Source organism: Delftia sp. Lp-1 (assembly GCF_020523835.1).
In the GTDB taxonomy this organism is placed as follows: domain Bacteria; phylum Pseudomonadota; class Gammaproteobacteria; order Burkholderiales; family Burkholderiaceae_C; genus Comamonas; species Comamonas acidovorans.
This window is the reverse complement of the sequence record NZ_JAJALJ010000001.1, coordinates 1,936,046-1,955,501: the sequence shown is the minus strand read 5'-3', so window position 1 is coordinate 1,955,501 and position 19,456 is coordinate 1,936,046. Positions and strand designations below refer to the sequence as shown.

The window sequence follows — 19,456 nt, the reverse complement described above, 5'->3', positions numbered from 1 at the left end:
GCGCCCCCAGCCCACCCCCTGTTCACACAAGCCCCAAGGAGAATTCGAGGCGATGGCCCTCTTTCGTAACCAACTCGACGGTCGCATCGTCGTGCTGCGGCCCCTGCATACCTTCGGCCGCCACCCCTCGGTCTGCCAGACCGTCATGAAGGCGCCCGACGTCTCCCAGGTCCACGCACTGTTCCGCTGGAACCGGCAGACCTGGGAAATCGTGGACCAGAGCCGCAACGGCACCATGCTCAACGGCGTGCGCCTGGTCGCCGGCCGCTGGACCGTTTTGGCGGTGGGCGCCAAGCTCAGCATGGGCGAAGGCGCAGAAGCGGCCTGGACCGTGGAAGACCTGGGACCTCCCATCACCTGCCTGAGCCCCGGCCCGGGCCTGCCCCAGGACGGCCCCCTGGCCCTGAACCCGCGCGGCACCCTGCTGCCCGACGCGCAGGAGCCCGAAGCCAACGTCTTCTTCGAGGATGGCCGCTGGCTGCAAGAGTCCGGCGACGGCACCGAGCCCCTGGTGGACGGTGCCATGGTCCACACCTCCACAGGCAGCTGGGAATTCGTGCAATGCGACGACCTGGAATCCACGCGGGAAAGCAGCTTCGACCCGCGTGCGCCCAAGCCGCCGGAAGTGTCCTTTCGCTTCACCGTCAGCCAGAACGAAGAGCACGCCAGCCTGACCGTCATGAGCGACGGCAAGCCCATTGCGCTGGGCGAACGCATACACCACTACACCCTGGTCACCCTGGCCCGCGTGCGCCAGCAGGACGCAGAAAAAGGCCTGGCCCCCGCAAGCCAGGGCTGGATAGAACTGGATGCACTCTCACGCATGCTGGGCGTGGAGCCCTCGTACGTGAACATCCAGATCTTCCGCGCCAAGCACCAGATCCTCAGCGCCCTGCCCGAATGCGCTGCCTCGCCCGCCCTGGTGGAGCGGCGGCGCGGCAGCCTGCGCTTCGGGGACTTTCCGTTCGAGATCGAAGGCGGGGCGCGCAGCGCCTGAACGGCGAACTGGAACGGAGAACGGCAGGCACACGGCGCATCGCTCGCCGCATGTAATCAGCTGTAATTTTCTTGTTGTGCACACGTGAATAAAGTGGGAACCGGTTCTTGCCGCCTGCGGTGCGAACCCTCTCACCCTCCTCCCGGACCGGGTTGCCCGAGTCCACTGGCGCACCTGGAAGACGCAAATGAGCATGGACATGCGACGTGTACTGTTGATCCCCGCCAGCGCGCGGCCTGTTGACCCTGGCCTGGCCAGCCTTTCCATGGACGCACAGGTCTGGGAAAACGGCTATCCGCTGGTCGTAGGCAAGGCCCGCCACGGCCTGCTTCAGGACTTCTGGCGGCACTACTACGGCGAATCCGCCGCCATGTTCGTTGCCGCCGACCAGCTGCTGGAACTGCACAACGACATCATGGCCGCCATCCCCGCCTGCGTGGGCGAGATGCCCGTGCTGCGCTTTCTCAACGATCTCGGAAGAATGTGCCTGCAGGCGCACGGGGACGGCAGCGGGCTGCAGGTCATCGGCGACTGACGAAACGGATGACTCCTGGGGTTGCCGCGCATCCCTGTCGCGGCATTGGGCGCATGCACAATGGCATGCGCCTTTTTTGCGCCCGACTGACCATGAGCAATGCCCCGGATAGCCCCCCTCTTGCCCTGACCGGCAGCTGCCTGTGCGGCGCCATCGCCTATGAACTGCGGTCCAGCCCCAAGGCCGTGTCGCACTGCCACTGCCGCATCTGCCAGAAGGCCCACGGCGCCGCATTCGCCACCTACGGCAGCGTGCCGGCAAAGGACCTTGTCTTCACCCAGGGCCAGGAGCAGTTGCGCTCCTTTGCCTCATCGCCCGGCATCACGCGCTGCTTTTGCCAGCAATGCGGCTCATCGCTGACGTGGCACAGCGCGCATTACGCAGAGGGCGCCTGGATCTCTGTTGCTTTGGCCACGCTGGATTCGGAATTTGTGGTGGGTGGGCAGCGGCATGTAAATCGGGGGGTGGGGATGGGGTGGGTGGACTGGGGAGGGGTTGATTAAACGGCTGGTTTCGGTTGTGACTTCAACCGGCCATTCGCGGTATAGGCAGAATCCATCCCTGCAAACTGGCATTCGAAGCGAGCATTGGACCTCGTGAAACACACCACCTATTTCCAGATTGAGCCATCAGCAGTTGCGCTGGTCACATTCCCATCAGTCCTCACGGCGGAAGAGGCGGACATGCTTCTGCAGCCGGTGCTGACAAGCAGGTGCTGGTCAGACAGGTCGGCGTGGCGCCAAGAGGCGGTTGCTATGGCGGTGAAACTGCTCCACCTTGCGCGCGTCCGTGAGTACGAATTCCTGTCCTCCTCTCTCGACGCCCATCGCGTTCTCGGCTCCGACGGCATCACCATTCAGGTGTTCGACCGCTGGTGGACTCTTCATGAGATGCCGTGGGAAGAGCCGTCCGAGCATTGGGAAGCCTACTTGGCCACGGTCTCGGACAAAGTTGAGGTGACGGGCGACGTTGCCGTTGACGATTTGCTCCGCGTCATCTCGCAGCGCCAAGCGGCCCAGCGGCGGACTGGGGGCGGCCAAGGGCCGACGGTCGATGTTTTCCCGGGGGCATAGGAATCAGGATGTTTGAGGCGACCCAAGAGATGCTTGAGGCGGCGCGTAGTGAGCTGGCAAGTCAGCCTCCCGCAACAGCCTTGCGAAAAGTCGCGCGCCGCTTCCAACTTTCAAGGACAGACTTGGCGTGGCTCGCCGTGAACGTTTACGAGAATGCCATGACGCCAGAGGTTCAAGCAATTTGGCATTGGGACCTAGTCGAGAACGGCCGTGGACACAACGACACAGAGCTCAACGACATGCTCTCCAGCCTAGTCTTCCGCGTTTCGTAAGTTCGGCTATCGGCCAGGAGCGGTCCTCACAGACATCCCGGTAGATGACGGCTTCAGGCTGAACTGCGACATTCACGGCGCAGTGCGTGAGTGGCTGCAACGGTCAAGACCGGTCACTCGCTGGTTGTTCTGCAAGGCGCTGCCGGCGCCCAAGTTCCTGGCCTCGTGCACGACCGCCGAACACGCGGCATGGCATCGCATCAATGAGACCCTTGGCCTACTGCAGGCGACTGTTTGCCGAAGCGATCACGGATATGCCTGTGGAAGAACTGGGCCGCTGAGGGCCGCTGGCAGTCGCTGAGGGCACCCGCGCCCACTCCAGCCAAAGCCAGGGCGCAACGCCTGGACAGTCGAATCTGGATTGCCGCAGAACCACTGTTGCAGCATCCGAGTGCCAGCTCATAAATTTCTCTCTACCAAGGTTTTTTGAGCCGAGGATTGAGTGATCCGGCACGCCCTTGCCGTGTCGCGAGATTTTTGGATTGGCGGCCATGGCGCCTTCCGTGCGTGGCATTTCTTCACTTTTTAAAGTTGCGTAGGCCGGTCAGCGTTATTTTTGGATCTATTTTTTCTATTTTTCTGTTCGCCAGCGCACATCATGGAAAAAATATTTTGGATGCGCAATTAAATGAACTCATCTCGGACTAGGCAGCAGAACTGGGTTTCATATGAAACACAGACTTTCCGGCAGCTGGATTTGCGTACGCAGCCGCACATACATGGAATCAAAAAAGCACCATGATCAATAGTGCGGCCTGCTTGAACAGAAAAATCATCTGATGACCCGGCTTCAGCGTCAGTCATCGAGGTATCCATCACGAGAAATGAACGAAACTCATTTCATTGGAATTGTATGAAAAATTCGGGCACCCATCATGCCAATATTGAAAACAGGATAATACGCCTGCTTTATCCTGCATCGGCAGATCACTTTGTTGAGCACTGTGAAATCTTCGAATTGATCGCATTATCAGAATTGAGCAAAGCAGGCAACCCTCTGGAGCACGCTTACTTTCCTGAAAGCGGATGCATCTCCTTGGTTATGGAAATCAACAGCAACCATTCCCTGGGACATTCCCTGGGACATTCCCTGGGAATAGGCATGGTAGGGAATGAGGCGATGGTCGGGTCAGAAAGCATTCTAGGCAATGCAACACCTCCTCCTTGGAAGATCTTGGTACAACAATCTGGTACCTGCTGGAGAATAAGCCGCACGGATTTAGAAAAGCAGTGCACAGAGATCCCCATGCTCGGTGAATTGATAAAAAAATTCATACTTGTGCGCTTGCATCAACAGGCACGTTTCACAGTCTGCCTGAACTACCATACGGCAGCCTCCCGTCTGGCCCGATGGCTGTTGATGAGCAGCGACCGATGTGCCGGCAGCTTTCATGTCACACAGCAATTCATGGCATTGATACTGGGCGTACGGCGTGTCAGCATCACCAACATCGCCAGCAGATTTCAGAACGACGGCATGATTGCCTACAAACGTGGTGAGATGATGGTATTGAACCGCGCAGCGCTGGAAAACAGGGCGTGCAGCTGCTACGCGGCAGACAGACAAATCTATTCAAGAATCATGGGCATCCCGGCCTGAAAGACCAAAGTCAAAAATTCAAAAATCCAAGGACGTGCGCCAGCGCACAGACCATCGCTTGGGAACACGATGCAATGCAACTCTACGCCGTGCATTGCAAAGCGCCTTGGAGAGCATCATGAGTCTGACCACCATTCTTCTAATCGTCCTGATCCTGGTGCTTGTAGGCGCTCTGCCTTCATGGCCCCACAGCCGTAGCTGGGGATACGCTCCCAGCATCGCGATAAGCCTGCTGGTGGTGGTGGTCGTGGTATTGCTGCTTACGGGGCGGGCCTAAGTGCCCTCAAAAACACTGAACTGATAGCCGCTGCGCATGCGCTTGGCCCGATACATGGCGCGATCCGCATCAGCAATCAATTGCTCCGCAGACACAGGCCATTCGTGTGCGATCACGATGCCCATGCTGGCCTCCACTTTCAGCTCCAGCCCGTTGCAGTGAATGGGGTTGGCTATTTCCCTGCAGATCATTCTGGCCAGGGCGCGCAGCTGCTCCATTTCCGGAGAGGGCTCCAGCAGGCATGCGAACTCGTCGCCTCCCAGCCTGCACACCAGATCCTCGCGGCGGATGAAGGATCTCAGGCGGCCCGATACGACCTTGAGGACTTCATCTCCTGCACTGTGGCCATGGAGATCGTTGATTGTCTTGAAGCCATCCAGATCCATATACAACACCGCGATGGGAATGGCCTGGGGCATGGCAAAGCCGATCGCCCTGGAAAGCCGATCCAGGAATGAGAACCTGTTCGGCAGGGAGGTCAGATGGTCATGTGTCGCCAGGTGATGCGCTGCGCGTTCATCCGCCTTGGTCCTGTCAAGCTCGAAATGCGCCTTTCCCAGGGCGATACGCGTGTTGTGCAACTCCTCGCGCAGTGAATCGCATTGCCGCTGCAGGCCTTGCAAACAGGCTTCAAGCCCCTTGCGCATTCGATTTTCCACGGAGACGCCCAGCCAGTGATTTCGCTCGAAATCCGACTGGATGGCGTGGGGGCGAAGGCCTGCTTCGTCTGCAAAAAAAGCACCTGTTCTTCTTGATCCGATGTGCCTTGGATACCTTTGAGCCATGGTGTTCCTCAGAATTCGCCATGCTTGAGGGAAACGGATGATTCGCAGATCCGGAAGATGAATATCGCCTTCACCATTTCACAGACAAGCCCTTGATCCGCCAGCGATTTCTACATGGCCATGCAGGATGCCAAGCCTGCATGGCCAGGTTTACTTCTTGTCCTTGCCGACCTGGTTGCCGATCACTCCACCGACCGCAGCACCACCGACCGTTCCCACAGCGCTGCCTCCTGTGAGCACGGCCCCGCCGATCGCTCCTGCACCCGCACCGATCGCCGTGCTTTGATCCCTTTTGGACATATTGCCGCAGCCGGCCAGGCCCATCAGCAGGACTGTCGCCGCCAGGGCGAGCGCATTGACCTTGATTTTTTTCATGGGAGAACCTCTTTGAAACGTAGTGGACTGGCGCATGGCGTGGAGGCTGCCCGCCCTGGTCAGGAACGCCGTCCACCGCACCCACGCGCTGCGCTGTGCCTGCCATGCCATCCCACAGTGGCCTGTTCGCACATCGCCGTCGGTGCGGTAGGGCACATCGCCGCGTGTTGCCCGTGAATGTTCGTCTGCGCACAGACGCCGCGGCCTGCGCCCCCTACAAGAGGGCATGTGTCCAAGGGATTGCATCCGCGCAATCCGCACCAGGAGTTCCGCCCATGCCCCGCTTTTCCAACCTCGTCCCGACCTGGGACACCTCCTGCGTCGGCGGGCCTGCCAGCCTGTCCCAGATGGATCGCCTCATGCTCACCGAGCACCTGGCGCACTGCGATGCGCTGAGAAGGCCATTGCTCGCGCTTTGGACGGGATTCACGGCCATCCACCGCATGCTGGGCGAGCGCACGCTGACGGGAATGCTGCTGATCGCAACCCTGGCCGCCGTCGTGTGGCTTGCTCTGTAGTGCGCTGCCCGGAAGCCATGAATGCAAATGCGCAAGCGCTGGAAATGGATACCGCCACATATCAGCCACCTGCTGGATGCCCGCCATGGAGAAGTCCTGGCACCCATCAGGTCGGAGCTTTTTGGCTGCGCACACTTTGAACAGTATGGGATGACCCTGGGGGGCGCGCATGCCGTGGGCCGCCCACGTTTTGGCCAGGCGACGTTCTATCCACGTCTTGAAAACAATCTCAGATCCCTGCGCACCTCATTCAGGTACATCGCCGGCCTGCACCAGGAGGGCCATGAGCTGGGATCCGGCGCAGAGTGGCTTTTCGACAATTTCCACCTGATCGAGGATCAGTTGCGGGAGATCAGCGAAGGCCTTTCCACCCGCTACTACCGCTCGCTGCCCGTCTTGCAGGAGGCCCCGCTCACAGGCCTTCCTCGCATCTACCAGGTGGCATGGTCCTTTGTCGCCCACACCGATGGTGCCTTCGATGAATCGCTATTGACCTGCTTTCTTGACGCATACCAGAGCAAGAGCGAACTCAGCCAGGGTGAGCTCTGGGCGCTGCCCACCACGCTGCGGGTGATTCTGGTCGAGAATTTGAGGCGCCTGGCGGAGCGGATTGCGTGCCAGGCGGCGGCCAAGGAGGTGGCCACCCTGGCTGCGGGCCATATCGACAGGCTCGATGCCGCCGGCTTCCACGAAATCCACCGCTTGATGCAATTGCGCGGTGTAGGCCAGGTCTTCCTGTCCCATCTGGCGCAAACACTCTTCGGGCATCGCTCGGTCTTCAGCGACGGCGCGTACATGCAGATCGAAGAGTGGCTGCGCAGTGCAGTGCCCGATCTGGCGGCACTGCAGGTGCAGCAGCATGCCGACAGCGCGGCCGACCACCTGAGCGTGGGCAATGCGGTGGCCTCGCTGCGGCTGGTGGGCGCCGGGGACTGGCCCGGTATCGTGGGCAGGACCAGCCTGGTCGTGCGCGCACTGCAAGCCTCGCCCGTTTTCCTGGCCGAGGACGATGCCAGCCGCAACACTACGCTGCATGGCATAGAGCGCCTGGCCGCGCGCAGCCCTGATCGCTCCGAGGCCGCCGTGGCCAGGGCCCTCATCCGGTTGATGGGCCAGTCGCAGGGCGCAGCCCAACTGGCCGGGTACTGGCTGCAGGGCGAGGGACGCGCCCAACTGGAGGACATGTTCGGCGCGCGACGGCCCCTGTCGGACCGCTGGTATGCCATCCTCCTGCTGTCGCGCACGGTCACCTACATCGGCGCCGTTGTGGCAGCTTCGCTGGCCCTGGTGGCATGGATGCTGCACCTCAACGGCGCAGGCAATGCCGCCGCGATGCAGGGTCCACTGGGTCCCCTGGGCCCGCTGGACGCATGGGTGGGCCATGCAGGCCTGGCCCTGCTGGGACTGCTCATGTTTTTCCCGGCCTCCGAGGCGGTTTTGGCCCTGGTGAACCGGCTCATCTGCGAGTCCGCCACTCCAGCGCATCTGCCGCGCTTTCTCTTGAAGGAGGGGATCGGCCCCTCGGCGCGCACCCTGGTCGTCATTCCTGCGCTGCTGAGCAAGCCTGCTGCCATCTCCGAACTGGCACACCGCCTGCAGCTGCACTATCTCGCCAATCCGGAGCACTGTGTCCATTTCGCGCTGCTGAGCGATTGGGCGGATGCGGACCGGCAGGGCACGGCCGACGATGAGCCGCTGCTCGCGCAGGCACGCGAACAGATACAGGCGCTCAACCTGCGCTACCCCGCCGGGGAGGGCCAGGCCCAGCGCTTTTTGCTGCTGCACCGCCCCCGTTCCTTCAGCGCGACGCAGGGCCTGTGGATGGGCTGGGAGCGCAAGCGCGGCAAGCTCGAGCAACTGGTGGCCGCGCTGGCGACGGAAATGCCGGCCCCCTTCCTGGAGATGGGCGTGCTGTCCGACCTGCCTGCCGGCGTGCGCTATGTGCTGACGCTGGACAGCGACACCGAACTGCCGCCGGGCCAGGTCAGGGCCTTGGTAGGCATCGCCGAGCACCCGCACAACCAGCCTGAACTGGATGCCACCGGGCGCAAGGTCATACGCGGCTACGGCATCCTGCAGCCGCACGTGGTGTCGCCCTTGCCGCAGACGCGGCAAACCTCTGCCTGGCAGTGGCTTTTTTCCGGACAGCGGGGCATGGACCCCTACAGCGCAGCCACTTCGGATGTGTACCAGGACCTCTTTGGAGAAGGCAGTTTCATCGGCAAGGGCCTTCTCCATGTGCAGGCCCTGCACGCCGTGCTGTCGCAGCGCCTGCCCGAGGGCCGCATCCTCAGCCATGACCTGCTGGAAGGCTCGCTGGCCCGCTGCGCGGCGATCTCCGATGTGACCGTGATGGAGTCGGACCCGCTGCACAGCGACACGGCAGCAGCCCGGCTGCATCGCTGGGTGCGCGGGGACTGGCAATTGCTGCCCGTGCTGTGGCACGGCAGGTACTGGCAACTGGCGGCCATCCACCGATGGAAGCTGTTCGACAACCTGCGCCGCTCACTGGTTGCGCCCGTGTCGCTGCTGCTGATCGTGCTGTCCATGGCAGGACATGGCCTGGCCCTGCCTTTGTCCCTGGCACTGGCGGCGGCGGCCTGCATCACCGGGCCGTTGATAGGCGCCATCGCCGGTGCCCTTCCCCACCATGCGCGATTCGTGGGCAGCCGCTTCGCCCTGCAGTGCGCAAGGCAGTTGCTGCAGGTGGCACTGTCCGGCGCGTGGTACCTGGCGCAACTGCTGCCGCAGGCCATGCTCCACGCGGATGCCGTGGCCCGCACGCTGTACCGCATGGCCGTAAGCAAAAGGCATCTGCTGGAATGGACCACCGCCGAAGCATCCCATGCCGCCATCCGGCCCGGCTGGGCGCCGGCCTTGTCAAGGCACTGGCACAGCACCGTGCTCGCGCTTGCGCTGCTGGCGGCCCTGTGGCTGCTGCCCGCCCCGCTGCCAGCCGCGGCATGGCTGCTGCTGTCCGCCTGGGTTTTCACCCCGGCCCTGGTCTGGCTGTGCAATGCCCCGTGGCGGGCCCCTTTCAGCCATGCAGGGCTGCAGACTACAGACCGCGAACTGCTGCAGGACATTGCGCGTGACACCTGGCGGCTTTTCGAGCGCTGCGTGGGCGAAGGCGACAACCACCTGCCCCCGGACAACCTTCAGACGGCGCCGTTCGAGGTGCTCGCCCACCGGACCTCTCCCACCAACATCGGCCTTTATCTGCTCAGCGCCGTCTGTGCGCGGCAGTTCGGCTGGATAGGGACCCAGGATCTGCTGATGCGCCTGGAAGCGACCTCGGCCACGCTGGCCAGGATGGAGCGCCACAACGGCCACTTCCTCAACTGGTATGACACCCAGAGCCTGCAGCCGCTGCTGCCTCGCTATGTCTCCACCGTGGACAGCGGCAACCTCGGAGCCCATCTGCTTGCCGTATCCCGCGCCTGCCTTGAGCTGGCCCGCGCCCCGCTGGATCCTGCGGCCAGCCAGCAGGCGATCCGTGCGGCCAGGCGCCGGTTGAAACCCTGCCTGGCGGGCGCAGCGCGCCTGTTGCAGCGCCCGCTGCAGCAGACGGCTATCGGCCAGTTGCTGGACAGCCCCCTGGCCGATCCCGCAGACATATCGGCCCAGATGATGCTGCAGGGATTGCTGCGCGACGCCTTTGCGGAGCTTCACGCGCTCGATCTGCCGGAACCTGGGGCCGTGGCCGACACCCCGCCCGGGCCGCAGGACCCCTTGCCATGGCTGCTGGCCGACCTGCTGGCCACCCTGCAGTCGGCGGCCCTGGACGTCAGCGCCGTCGGCGCGGGGCAGCAAGATGGGATCTCCCTGCGCCTGCGGACGATGGCCCACACCCTGGAACAGCTGGCGTGGGATGCGGATTTCCGTTTCCTGCTCGACCCGCGGCGGCAATTGCTGCACATAGGCTACCGGCTCGAGGAGCAGCAGCTCGACGCATCGTTCTACGACCTGCTGGCCTCCGAGTCCCGCACCACCAGCTTGCTGGCCATTGCCAAGGGCGACCTTCCCGCCAGGCACTGGAAGGCGTTGGGCCGGCCGTTCTTCGCCCATGGCCGCAACGCGATTTTGCGGTCCTGGTCGGGGTCCATGTTCGAGTACCTGATGCCTTCGCTGGTGGCAGTGGAGCCAGCGGGCAGCGCGCTGGACGAGGCCAACCGCTGCGCACTGCGCGAGCAGATGGCTTTTGCCAAGGGCCTGGGCATTCCCTGGGGCATGTCGGAAAGCGCCTATGCGGCGCGCGACCAATCGCTGGCCTACCAGTACGCCTCCCAGGGAGTGCCCTGCCTGGCACTGCGCCGCACGCCGATGGCAGAGAAAGTCATCGCCCCCTATGCCACGGCGCTGGCCTGCCAGGTGGCTGCGGTACCTGCGTGCGCGAACTTCCGCGCGCTGGCCGCCCTGGCTGCGCGCGGGCGCTATGGCTTCTACGAGGCCCTGGACTTTTCTGCCGCACGGCAAATCCATGGCGGAAGGTTCACGCTCGTCAGCACCTACATGGCCCATCACCAGGGCATGACCATCGTGGCCCTGGCCAATGTGCTGCTGCAAGGGGTTGCACAGCGCTGGGGCTCTGACCACCCCCGCATCCAGGCCATGTCCACGCTGCTGCAGGAGCGCACCCCCCGCGAGCTTGCAAGCCTGAGGCCCGGCGCGCTGGCCGCACCCTTTTTGCATGCCCAGTCCCGACGGCCTGCCAACGCGATCCGCACCGTCGTTCCGGGGGCCCGGGCCCTGGAGCCGACCCTCTTGCTGAGCAATGGGCGTTACAGCGTTGCATTGCGCGCCAACGGAGCCGGATGGAGCCGCCTGGGCAACACCCACATCACGCGCTGGCGCGACGACCTGCTGCGCGATGCGCACGGGAGCTTTGTCTACCTGCGAACGGACCGGGACAGCGCCCCGGTGTCCGTGACCCGCAGCCCGGCACCCGATCCGCAGGCGGCCTACACCAGCACGTTCCACCCGGACCGCATGTGCTTCGATGCCCGCTGGCCGCAGTGGCGTGTGCGCACCACGGTCTGGATCAGCCCTGAAGACGATATCGAGTTGCGCAAGGTCGTGCTGAACAACCTGGGTAACCTGCCCATGGACGTGGAGCTGATATCGGCCATGGAGGTGGTCCTGGCCGGCGCGGGCGCGGACGAGGCCCACCCGGCGTTCTCCAGCATGTTCGTGAAGGCGCAGTGGCTGGCGCAGCAGCAGGGCATGCGTTTTGAGCGGGTTGCCCGCCACAAGGAGGAGAAGGTGGTGCAGATGGCCCATTTCGTGGCCGGCACGCAGGGGGAGGTCCTGGGCCTGCGCTACCAGAGCGATCGGGCGAAATGGGCCGGCCGCAATCACGCGGCCAGCCAGCCGCAGGCGTGCCTGGAGCCCGCACCGGGTGAAGCTGTCGCGCTGGACACCGGCCTGGACCCCGTCGCCGTGCTGGGCGTGCGCATGCGCGTGGGCCCTGGCGGACAAGTGAGCGTGGTGTTTGCGACGGCTGCCTGCGACAGTGCCAGCACCCTCATGGCCATCCTGGACAAGTACCGCCAGCCCAGCTATGTGGAGCGCACCTCCGTGATCTCCGCCACCTTGGCGCAGGGCCAGGATGCCCTGCAGCACCGGCCCCGGCCCGAGTACCTGCCGGCACTGCAACTGCTGGGCACGGCGCTGATGTTCACCCTGCCCAAGCTGCAGCCCGGCCTGCACCCGCATCGCGCAGGCGCCGTCCGCCTGCCGCAGATCCAGGACCGGCGCGTGCTGTGGCAGTTGGGCCTTTCGGGCGACAGGCCGATCATCGTGGTGAGTGCCGCGGCGCCCCAAGGCCTGGGCCTGCTGCGCATACTGGGACAGGCCCTGGGCGAATGGTCGCGCGCCGGCGTAGCCTGCGACCTGGTCGTGCTCAGCAGCGAGTTCCACTCCTACTACATGCCGGTGCAGGCCGAGCTGAACGCCATCGGCGAACAGCATGAGGCGGCCGGCAACGCCCGCCCAGGGCTCAGCACGACAGGCTTTCATGTCCTGGGCCAGGACACGCTCACCCCTGCGCAGGCAGCCTGCCTGGAGCGCCTGGCATGTGTGCGCCTGCATGCCGATGGCCGTGCATTGCTGCAACAGATCCATGCCTGGAGCGAGCAGTTCGAGGCCCAGGCCAGCCGGCGACGCACAGCGCATCTGCCTCAGAAAATACCGGTCCAGCCAAGCCGGGGCTCGGCTGTCCCCGCATCGACCGGACAGTTCCTCGGCGACCGTGGCCACTTCCAATTCGATGTCAGCGCATCCCGGCGTCCGGGCAGGCCCTGGATCAACGTCCTGGCCAACCCGGGCTTCGGAGGGCAGATATCCGAAAGCGGCGCAGGCAATACCTGGGCGATCAACAGCCGGCTCAATCAGGTCACGGCCTGGTCCAATGATCCCGTCTGCGACATGCCGTCCGAGTGGTTTTTTCTCCAGAACCGGCGCACACACGAGACATGGAGCGTGGCCCCCAACGCCTGGGGGCACGCCCAGGCCCGCTACAGCGTGGTGCATGGCCAGGGCTTCACTGAAATCGCCCACCGCCACGGCGACCTGGGCATCCGTGCGCGCTGGTGCGTGGACATCAGGACGGCCGTCAAGCAAGTGCGCATCACCGTGGTCAACCATGGCAACTCCAAGATGCACCTGAGGATGGCGGGCATGGTGGAGTGGATGCTGGGCGAGCGCCGGGCCGACCGCGCCACGCTGGAGACCATGGCCCTGTGGGCACCGGCGCCCGACAAGCGCTTTCTGGGCCTGCTATGCACCCAGACCGAGGCTGCGGGCGGCTTTGGCGGCGGCACGGCTTTCTTCTGCGAATCGCATGCCGGCGAAGGCACCCTCGCGGGAAAGCACGACAGCCTTGATTGGACCTGCGACCGCAGCGAGTTCTTTGCATCCGACGGACATTTGCAGCTCCCGGCACAGCTGGGGCAGCGCAGCGGATACGGGCTCGAACCCTGCGCAGCCCTGTCGCGCCTGGCCACGCTTCGGCCCGGCGTGGCCTGGGAGCAGACCTATCTGATCGGCCATGCCACGAGTCCCGATGCGGCGCGCCAGTTGCTGGAGCAAGCCACCGTCCTGGCCCCCCAGGCACGAGAACAGGCCAACAGCGACTACTGGGATGGCCTGCTCCAGGCCACGCAGATCCACACGCCCGATCCGCTGATGGACGTGCTTGTGAACCGCTGGCTGCCCTACCAGACGGTCTCCTCGCGGCTGTGGTCCAAGGCCGGTTTCTACCAGGCGGGAGGCGCCACCGGCTACCGCGACCAATTGCAGGACGCCATGGCGCTCGTCTGGGCCGATCCCGGCGTGCTGCGGCAACAGATCACGCTGTGCGCCTCACGGCAATTTCTCGAAGGGGACGTGCAGCACTGGTGGCATGCGCCTTCGGGTGCCGGCGTGCGCACCCGCTGCAGCGACGACCTGCTGTGGCTGCCCTTCGCCTGCTCGCACTATCTCCAGGCCACTGGCGACACGGCGCTGCTGCAGCAGCAGGTTCCGTTCCTGGAGGCGCCCGCCATTGCCGACGGCGTGGACGACGTCTACGAAACACCGGGCATCAGCGAAGTTTCGGCTTCGGTCTACGAGCATGCGGCGCGCGCCATCGACCGCAGCCTTGCCGTGGGCGTGCACGGCCTGCCCCTGATGGGCGCAGGAGACTGGAACGATGGCATGAGCGCTGTTGGTCACCAAGGCCGGGGCGAATCGGTATGGCTCGCCTGGTTCCTGTGCGCCATCGTCACGGACTGGATACCGCTGGCACGCGGCTGCGGCGACGAAGCACGGGCCGACGCCTGGCAGACAGCCCTGGCCGGCTGGCGCCAGGCCCTGGATGTTGCGGGCTGGGATGGGCGCTGGTACCGGCGGGCGTTCTTCGATGACGGCACGGTACTGGGTTCGGCCCGGCAGCCCGAGGCGCGCATCGATCTGATTGCGCAGGCCTGGTCGGTCCTGGTCACCACGTCAGGCACCTCGCGCCCGCGCATTGCCATGGAAGCGGTGGACACGGAGCTGGTCCAGCCCGATACAGGCCTGATCCCGCTGCTGGCACCGCCCCTGGTCCATGGCCTTCCGCATGCAGGCTATATCCAGGCCTACCCGGCAGGGGTGCGGGAAAACGGCGGGCAGTACACCCATGCCGGAGCGTGGGCCGTGATGGCCGCCGCTTCGCTGGCCCTGCGCCAGGCGGCGCATGCCACCGCCACCGGCAGCGAGCGCCTTCAGGACACACCCTACCGGTACTTCACCTACCTGAGTCCGGCCCATCGCGCCAGCCATCCCGTATGGGGCAGCCAATACGCCATCGAGCCTTACGCCATGGCAGCAGACGTATACACCCAGCCCCCTTTTGTCGGACGGGGCGGATGGAGCTGGTACACGGGCTCGGCTGCATGGATGCATCGCGCCGCGGTGGAATCCATCCTGGGGCTGCACATACACGCCGGGGAACTGTTCTTCACCCCTTGCCTTCCTTCCCATTGGCCCCAGGCCGAACTGGTATTGAAACGGGAGGGCCGCAGCATGCGCTTTCTCCTGGTTCGCGGCAGCACCGACGCGCTGGCGGCCAGGTGTGCCGTGGAGGGTGCAGTGATGCTGCAGGTATCGCAGAGGCTGCGCTGGACAGAGCTGGCAGCGCACAGCTGCTTTGTCATCCCTTTGCAAGAGGCCGCGATCGGGACCTAGCAAGCCGTGATGTCCGGCAGCAACCGGTCGTACTCTTTTCTCACCACCGCATAGCACTCGCAGGAGCGCTGCTCCAGGCCCGTACGGTCCAGCACACTGATGCGGCCACGCGAATAGCGGATGATCTCGGCGCGCTGCAGCTTCAGCGCGGCCTCGGTCACGCCCTCGCGGCGGACTCCGAGCATGTTGGAGATCAGCTCCTGCGTCATCACCAGGTCCGTGCCCTGGAGCCGGTCCAGGCTCAGCAGCAACCAGCGGCAAAGCTGCTGGTCAAGTGAATGGTGACGGTTGCAGACGGCGGTCTGGGCCATCTGGGTGATCAACGCCTGCGTGTAGCGCAGCAACAGGTGAAGAACCGGGCCACCGCGCTCGAACTCCGCCTGCATGGCGCCGACCTTCAGCCGATAGCCCCTGCCGGCGCTTTGCACGACCGCCCTGCTGGTCGTGGACCCTCCGCCCATGAAGAGGGAAATGCCCACAATCCCTTCGTTGCCCACCACCGCGATCTCCGCCGACGCACCGTTCTCCATCACGTACAGCAGGGAGACGATCGCCGTCGTGGGAAAGTACACGTGACTCATGACCCGGCCCGCTTCATACAGCACCTGGCCCAGGGCAAGCTCCACGGGCTCCAGCGCAGGCTCCCACCGCTGCCATGGCTCGGGTGGCAAGGAGTCGAGCAAATGATTGCCGGTGGACGCGGCGCAAGAGGGCATAAAGGCAATTCCAGTGCAGTCATCCCGGCACTTCAAGAGAGTCTGGAGGCAGCAGAAATGACGCTCTTGCATCTTACGGGCCAGGCCCACCAGCTCTGTGCGGTACCGCACATACCGGCAGTGGCATCTGTGCCTGGCCCTGCGGGCCCCCCGCATCCAGAAAGCCCCTCGAAAACCCTTGTGCCGCCACGCTTACAACATAATCTGTCCGCGGCCGGTTTGACTACATCCCATCGCCTGGACCAGGAACACAGTGGACTTTCAGGAGCCATCTTGGCTTTTGAAGACCATAGGAGTTTCACATGTCCGTTTCCCAGAACACGCCAGGCAAAAGCCAGCAGCCCGTTGGCCAGCCCAGCAAGCCCCAGCCACAGCAAACTGCTCCCAAGCAGCATCAGCCGGGCTCCGCTGAAGAGCAAAAGAAGCAAGCCCATCAAGGGCAACCGAAGCAGTAATCCAGCCGCTCCGTAACGAAAAAGGGCCCTCGGGCCCTTTTTGATTTCAATGGACGCAAAGGACGGGTTTCTGCATTCGGCCGGTCCATCAATCCTTGTGTTTGATCCACGTGGCTCCAGCCGCCTCCCCGCATCCGGCGCCCACCAGGCCACCGACGGCGCCCCCAACGAATATTCCAACCGGTCCTCCCACGGCCGCGCCAAGTACAGACCCCAGTGCTGCGCCAAAAATCATGAAGCCGGCCACCATGGTCGATTTGGACTCCCGCAAGGCCTCTGCCTTGCCCATTCGAATCTGTGCTGCCTGGTCGGGGTCCTGCGAAGGAACGCCGTGCCCTGGAACCGCCTGGTCGGCAAGATCAGGGTCCTGAGGCCTGCCAAGCAGTGACCTCAGTGAAATCGATGCAGTCATGGCCTTCTCCTCGAAGATGAGGAAGAGATAGATGCACCCCGCCTCGACCATGTTTTAAGCCCATGCCAGAATTTTCGATGAGGTCCGCCCCGCCGAAATTGCGTAAGCAAACAGCCTCATCAGGACGGCAGGGTGTCGAAGCCATGAATGGCAGGAGGTCAGGCGAGCAAACCGGCTACCGCGACGGTATGGCAGGCGCTGCCGGCAACCACGAACAGATGCCAGATGCCGTGCGCGTGGCGCATGCTCGCCAGACGACGGTAGAACACCGTTCCTGCCGAATAGAGCAGTCCGCCGGCGAGCAGCCAGGCCAGGGTCTGCGCACCATGGCGAAAGGCCACCGGCACCGCGCCCCCCAAGCTGAGCCAGCCAAGGCTGATGTACAGGGACAGGCGCGGCGGCGAATCGAAACCCAGTGCACGTATCGCACCCTGAAATGCGAGCCCCCATACGCCGCCAAGCAGCAGCCAAGCCCACAAGCCAGGGGGCGCCATCAAGGCAAAGGGCGTGTGGCTGCCGGCAATCAGCAGGTAAATGCAGGCGTGGTCGACGCGCTGCCAGAAACGCTTGCGCACCCCGGTACAGCCATGAAAGAGGGCCGATGCGCCAAACAGCGCCGCCAGAGACAGGCCAAACACCACAGCGCCCACAATCTTGCGCGCATCGCCGCCGGCCACCGTTTCGCAGATGAGAACCACACTGGCCGCCAGGCCCACGGGCAGGGCTGCCAGATGACTCCAGGTATTGAACCGTTCGCCTGGCTGGCCCCAAACGCAAGGGCCGTGCGGCGAGCCTGCCTGAAAATCTTGCATGGAGCCTCCTGGCGCATGGCTGAGCAACGCCGGGCGTGGTGGCCCGGCTCGGCCACCTTACGGCCCAGACGTGACAGGGCAATGATGGCAACGGACACGCTGGAGCGCCCATCCACCGGACACCACGCGACGTGCAGCGCCAAATTGAAACATCAGGCCTTGAAACCATCCTCAAACCATCCATATGGATGGCATAAGGATGTTCCATGGCCACAACCACCTCCACCCCTCGCGTGAGCGAATCCGAGAAGCTCACCATCAATCTGGGCTATGTCGACCTGGGCCAAATCGACCTGCTGGTCGCCGAAGGCTTCTACGCAAACCGCAGTGATTTCATCCGTACAGCGATACGCAATCACCTGCGCAGCCACGCGGACGCGTTGCAACAGGTCGTCGCCCGCAAGATGCTGGTCCTGGGCATGCAGCATTTCTCCCAGGCCGATCTCATGCGGGTGCAGGCTGCCGGGGAAAAGCTGCAGATCCGGGTGCTGGGCTTGGCCAGCATCGCGCAGGACGTGCCTGCGCAGCTGGCCGCAGAAACCATCGAATCCATCACGGTGCTGGGAGCGCTCCAGGCCAGCCCCGCCGTTCGTGCCGCTCTGGCCGGCCGCATTACCTGAGAACCATTCCATGAAACAGCTTTTTCACGACATGCTGGGCGAGGCTACACGCCTGACGCGCACTGGCAATTTGCTGGAAGCAACCGAGCTGATTCAGCGCACCTTGCGAGGCGAAAGCCCGCCCGCGCCCCACGGCAAGACAGCCGCAACCAGTCACAGGGAAGAAGGCTGGATCGTCGATGCTGAAGCCCGTTTCATCGACGATGCTCCCGAACTCGCCGTGCCTGCGGGCTCATCGCAGGCAGACACATCCAGCGACGAGCAATGGCTGCGCGGCAGCTACTCGCACGGAGGCCGGCAGTTGGCCTATCGGCTGTATGTTCCGCCAGGCAGTGCACTTGAAGCGGGGCCTCGGCCGCTCGTCCTCATGCTGCACGGTTGCACCCAAGGGCCGGAAGACTTCGCCGCCGGCACGCGCATGAATGACCAGGCACGCAGGGCTGGTGTATTGGTGCTCTATCCTGAACAAACACAGCATGCGAACTCGCAAAAATGCTGGAACTGGTTCAAGGCCCAGCATCAGCAGCGGGGCCGGGGCGAGCCAGCACTGCTGGCGGGCCTCACACGCCAGATGGTGGCTGACCATGGCGCGGACGCATCGCGTGTCTATGTCGCCGGACTATCGGCTGGAGGTGCAATGGCGGACATATTGGGACGCACCTACCCTGAGCTGTTCGCCGCCGTGGGTGTGCATTCAGGCTTGCCCGCCGGTGCTGCGTCCAATCTGCCATCAGCCCTCGAGGCGATGCGAAGAGGCGCAGCATCAGGCTCGGCCAGCGGTCCCAGCGTGTGTCCAGTGATCGTGTTTCACGGCGATGCCGACACGACGGTGCACCACGACAACGGCGCGGCCGTGGTGAATGCTGCACGCAGCGCGCAAAGTCCCCAAGGCGCACCTCGCGTCATCCAGGGCCATGCGCCGAACCGCCAGCGATTCACCCGCTCTGCCTATGTCGCGGCCGACGGAAGTACCGCCATTGAACACTGGCAACTGCATGGCGCAGGCCACGCATGGTCCGGCGGCAGCTCAGAGGGCAGCTACACCACGCCAGGAGGAATCGACGCCAGCGCCGAGATGCTTCGCTTCTTCCTTTCGCACAAGCGTGCTCACGGCTGCTGACGCGCGGCACCGGCAGCGAGCTCGCGAGGAGGCCCTGGGCGGCAGCAACCGCTGCGGAGCAGCCGCTGCAGATTTCCGAACAATGGTCTCAGGCTGAGAGCTGACGCAGGAGCTTCAACATCGAACATCGGCGGCGATCAACAGTTGAACTTGATGGTCTCTGGCTGCAATCTCCAAGAATCG

16 protein-coding genes are annotated in these 19,456 nt (G+C 63.9%); 11 read left to right on the top strand and 5 right to left on the bottom strand.

All coding sequences use genetic code 11. The features are described from left to right. Positions 1–52 precede the first annotated feature (52 nt). The 6 genes from LGR64_RS08665 to LGR64_RS08640 all read left to right on the top strand — a co-directional run bounded on the left by LGR64_RS08665 (position 53) and on the right by LGR64_RS08640 (position 4,754). Positions 53–997, top strand: coding sequence for an FHA domain-containing protein (locus tag LGR64_RS08665; RefSeq protein WP_141831499.1), 945 nt, complete (start codon positions 53–55; stop codon positions 995–997). Between the two features lie 199 nt (positions 998–1,196). Then, complete coding sequence (locus tag LGR64_RS08660) at positions 1,197–1,532, top strand: hypothetical protein (protein ID WP_225970979.1); 336 nt, start codon at positions 1,197–1,199, stop codon at positions 1,530–1,532. A 92-nt stretch (positions 1,533–1,624) separates the two neighbouring features. Beyond that, positions 1,625–2,035: a GFA family protein gene (locus LGR64_RS08655; RefSeq protein WP_088164397.1), complete on the top strand. Its 411-nt coding sequence runs from the start codon at positions 1,625–1,627 to the stop codon at positions 2,033–2,035. Positions 2,036–2,128: 93 nt separating this feature from the next. Then, positions 2,129–2,605 (top strand): hypothetical protein, encoded by a 477-nt coding sequence (locus LGR64_RS08650; RefSeq protein WP_230355260.1) that lies wholly within the window; start codon positions 2,129–2,131, stop codon positions 2,603–2,605. Between the two features lie 1,125 nt (positions 2,606–3,730). Then, positions 3,731–4,477 (top strand): Crp/Fnr family transcriptional regulator, encoded by a 747-nt coding sequence (locus tag LGR64_RS08645; protein ID WP_141831495.1) that lies wholly within the window; start codon positions 3,731–3,733, stop codon positions 4,475–4,477. Positions 4,478–4,595: 118 nt separating this feature from the next. Beyond that, positions 4,596–4,754 carry a DUF3309 family protein gene (locus tag LGR64_RS08640; RefSeq protein WP_034398712.1) on the top strand — a complete coding sequence of 53 codons (159 nt, stop codon included), beginning with the start codon at positions 4,596–4,598 and terminating at the stop codon, positions 4,752–4,754. Here LGR64_RS08640 and LGR64_RS08635 read toward each other — a convergent pair. Together LGR64_RS08635 and LGR64_RS08630 are read right to left on the bottom strand one after the other, a co-directional pair. Continuing rightward, positions 4,751–5,539: a GGDEF domain-containing protein gene (locus tag LGR64_RS08635; RefSeq protein WP_080736917.1), complete on the bottom strand. Its 789-nt coding sequence runs from the start codon at positions 5,537–5,539 to the stop codon at positions 4,751–4,753. The genes LGR64_RS08640 and LGR64_RS08635 overlap by 4 nt on opposite strands. 150 nt (positions 5,540–5,689) lie before the next feature. After that, entirely contained in the window at positions 5,690–5,914 is a 225-nt protein-coding gene (locus LGR64_RS08630) for a glycine zipper 2TM domain-containing protein (protein WP_013801898.1), read from the bottom strand. A gap of 275 nt (positions 5,915–6,189) precedes the next feature. On the opposite strand from LGR64_RS08630, the gene LGR64_RS08625 reads away from it, so the two are divergent. Beyond that, positions 6,190–6,432: a hypothetical protein gene (locus tag LGR64_RS08625; protein WP_013801897.1), complete on the top strand. Its 243-nt coding sequence runs from the start codon at positions 6,190–6,192 to the stop codon at positions 6,430–6,432. A 150-nt stretch (positions 6,433–6,582) separates the two neighbouring features. Beyond that, the gene (locus tag LGR64_RS08620) at positions 6,583–15,138 is read left to right on the top strand and encodes a GH36-type glycosyl hydrolase domain-containing protein (RefSeq protein WP_442873804.1); all 8,556 of its coding nucleotides are present in this window, start codon (positions 6,583–6,585) and stop codon (positions 15,136–15,138) included. Here LGR64_RS08620 and LGR64_RS08615 read toward each other — a convergent pair. Further along, positions 15,135–15,854 carry a Crp/Fnr family transcriptional regulator gene (locus LGR64_RS08615; protein ID WP_034398720.1) on the bottom strand — a complete coding sequence of 240 codons (720 nt, stop codon included), beginning with the start codon at positions 15,852–15,854 and terminating at the stop codon, positions 15,135–15,137. The genes LGR64_RS08620 and LGR64_RS08615 overlap by 4 nt on opposite strands. A 302-nt stretch (positions 15,855–16,156) precedes the next feature. Here LGR64_RS08615 and LGR64_RS08610 point away from each other — a divergent pair, with 302 nt between their 5' ends. Then, a complete protein-coding gene (locus LGR64_RS08610) occupies positions 16,157–16,309 on the top strand; it encodes a hypothetical protein (RefSeq protein WP_013801894.1) in 153 nt (50 codons plus the stop codon). 88 nt (positions 16,310–16,397) lie between these two features. Here the strand turns inward: LGR64_RS08610 and LGR64_RS08605 are convergent, their stop codons facing one another. Both LGR64_RS08605 and trhA read right to left on the bottom strand, forming a co-directional pair. Continuing rightward, positions 16,398–16,721 (bottom strand): hypothetical protein, encoded by a 324-nt coding sequence (locus LGR64_RS08605; protein ID WP_071957174.1) that lies wholly within the window; start codon positions 16,719–16,721, stop codon positions 16,398–16,400. 158 nt (positions 16,722–16,879) lie between these two features. Continuing rightward, complete coding sequence (gene trhA / locus LGR64_RS08600; RefSeq protein ID WP_141831489.1) at positions 16,880–17,533, bottom strand: PAQR family membrane homeostasis protein TrhA; 654 nt, start codon at positions 17,531–17,533, stop codon at positions 16,880–16,882. A 206-nt stretch (positions 17,534–17,739) separates the two neighbouring features. On the opposite strand from trhA, the gene LGR64_RS08595 reads away from it, so the two are divergent. Both LGR64_RS08595 and LGR64_RS08590 read left to right on the top strand, forming a co-directional pair. Then, entirely contained in the window at positions 17,740–18,153 is a 414-nt protein-coding gene (locus LGR64_RS08595; protein WP_013801892.1) for a CopG family transcriptional regulator, read from the top strand. A gap of 10 nt (positions 18,154–18,163) precedes the next feature. After that, positions 18,164–19,273 carry an extracellular catalytic domain type 1 short-chain-length polyhydroxyalkanoate depolymerase gene (locus LGR64_RS08590; RefSeq protein ID WP_141831487.1) on the top strand — a complete coding sequence of 370 codons (1,110 nt, stop codon included), beginning with the start codon at positions 18,164–18,166 and terminating at the stop codon, positions 19,271–19,273. Positions 19,274–19,456 lie beyond the last annotated feature (183 nt).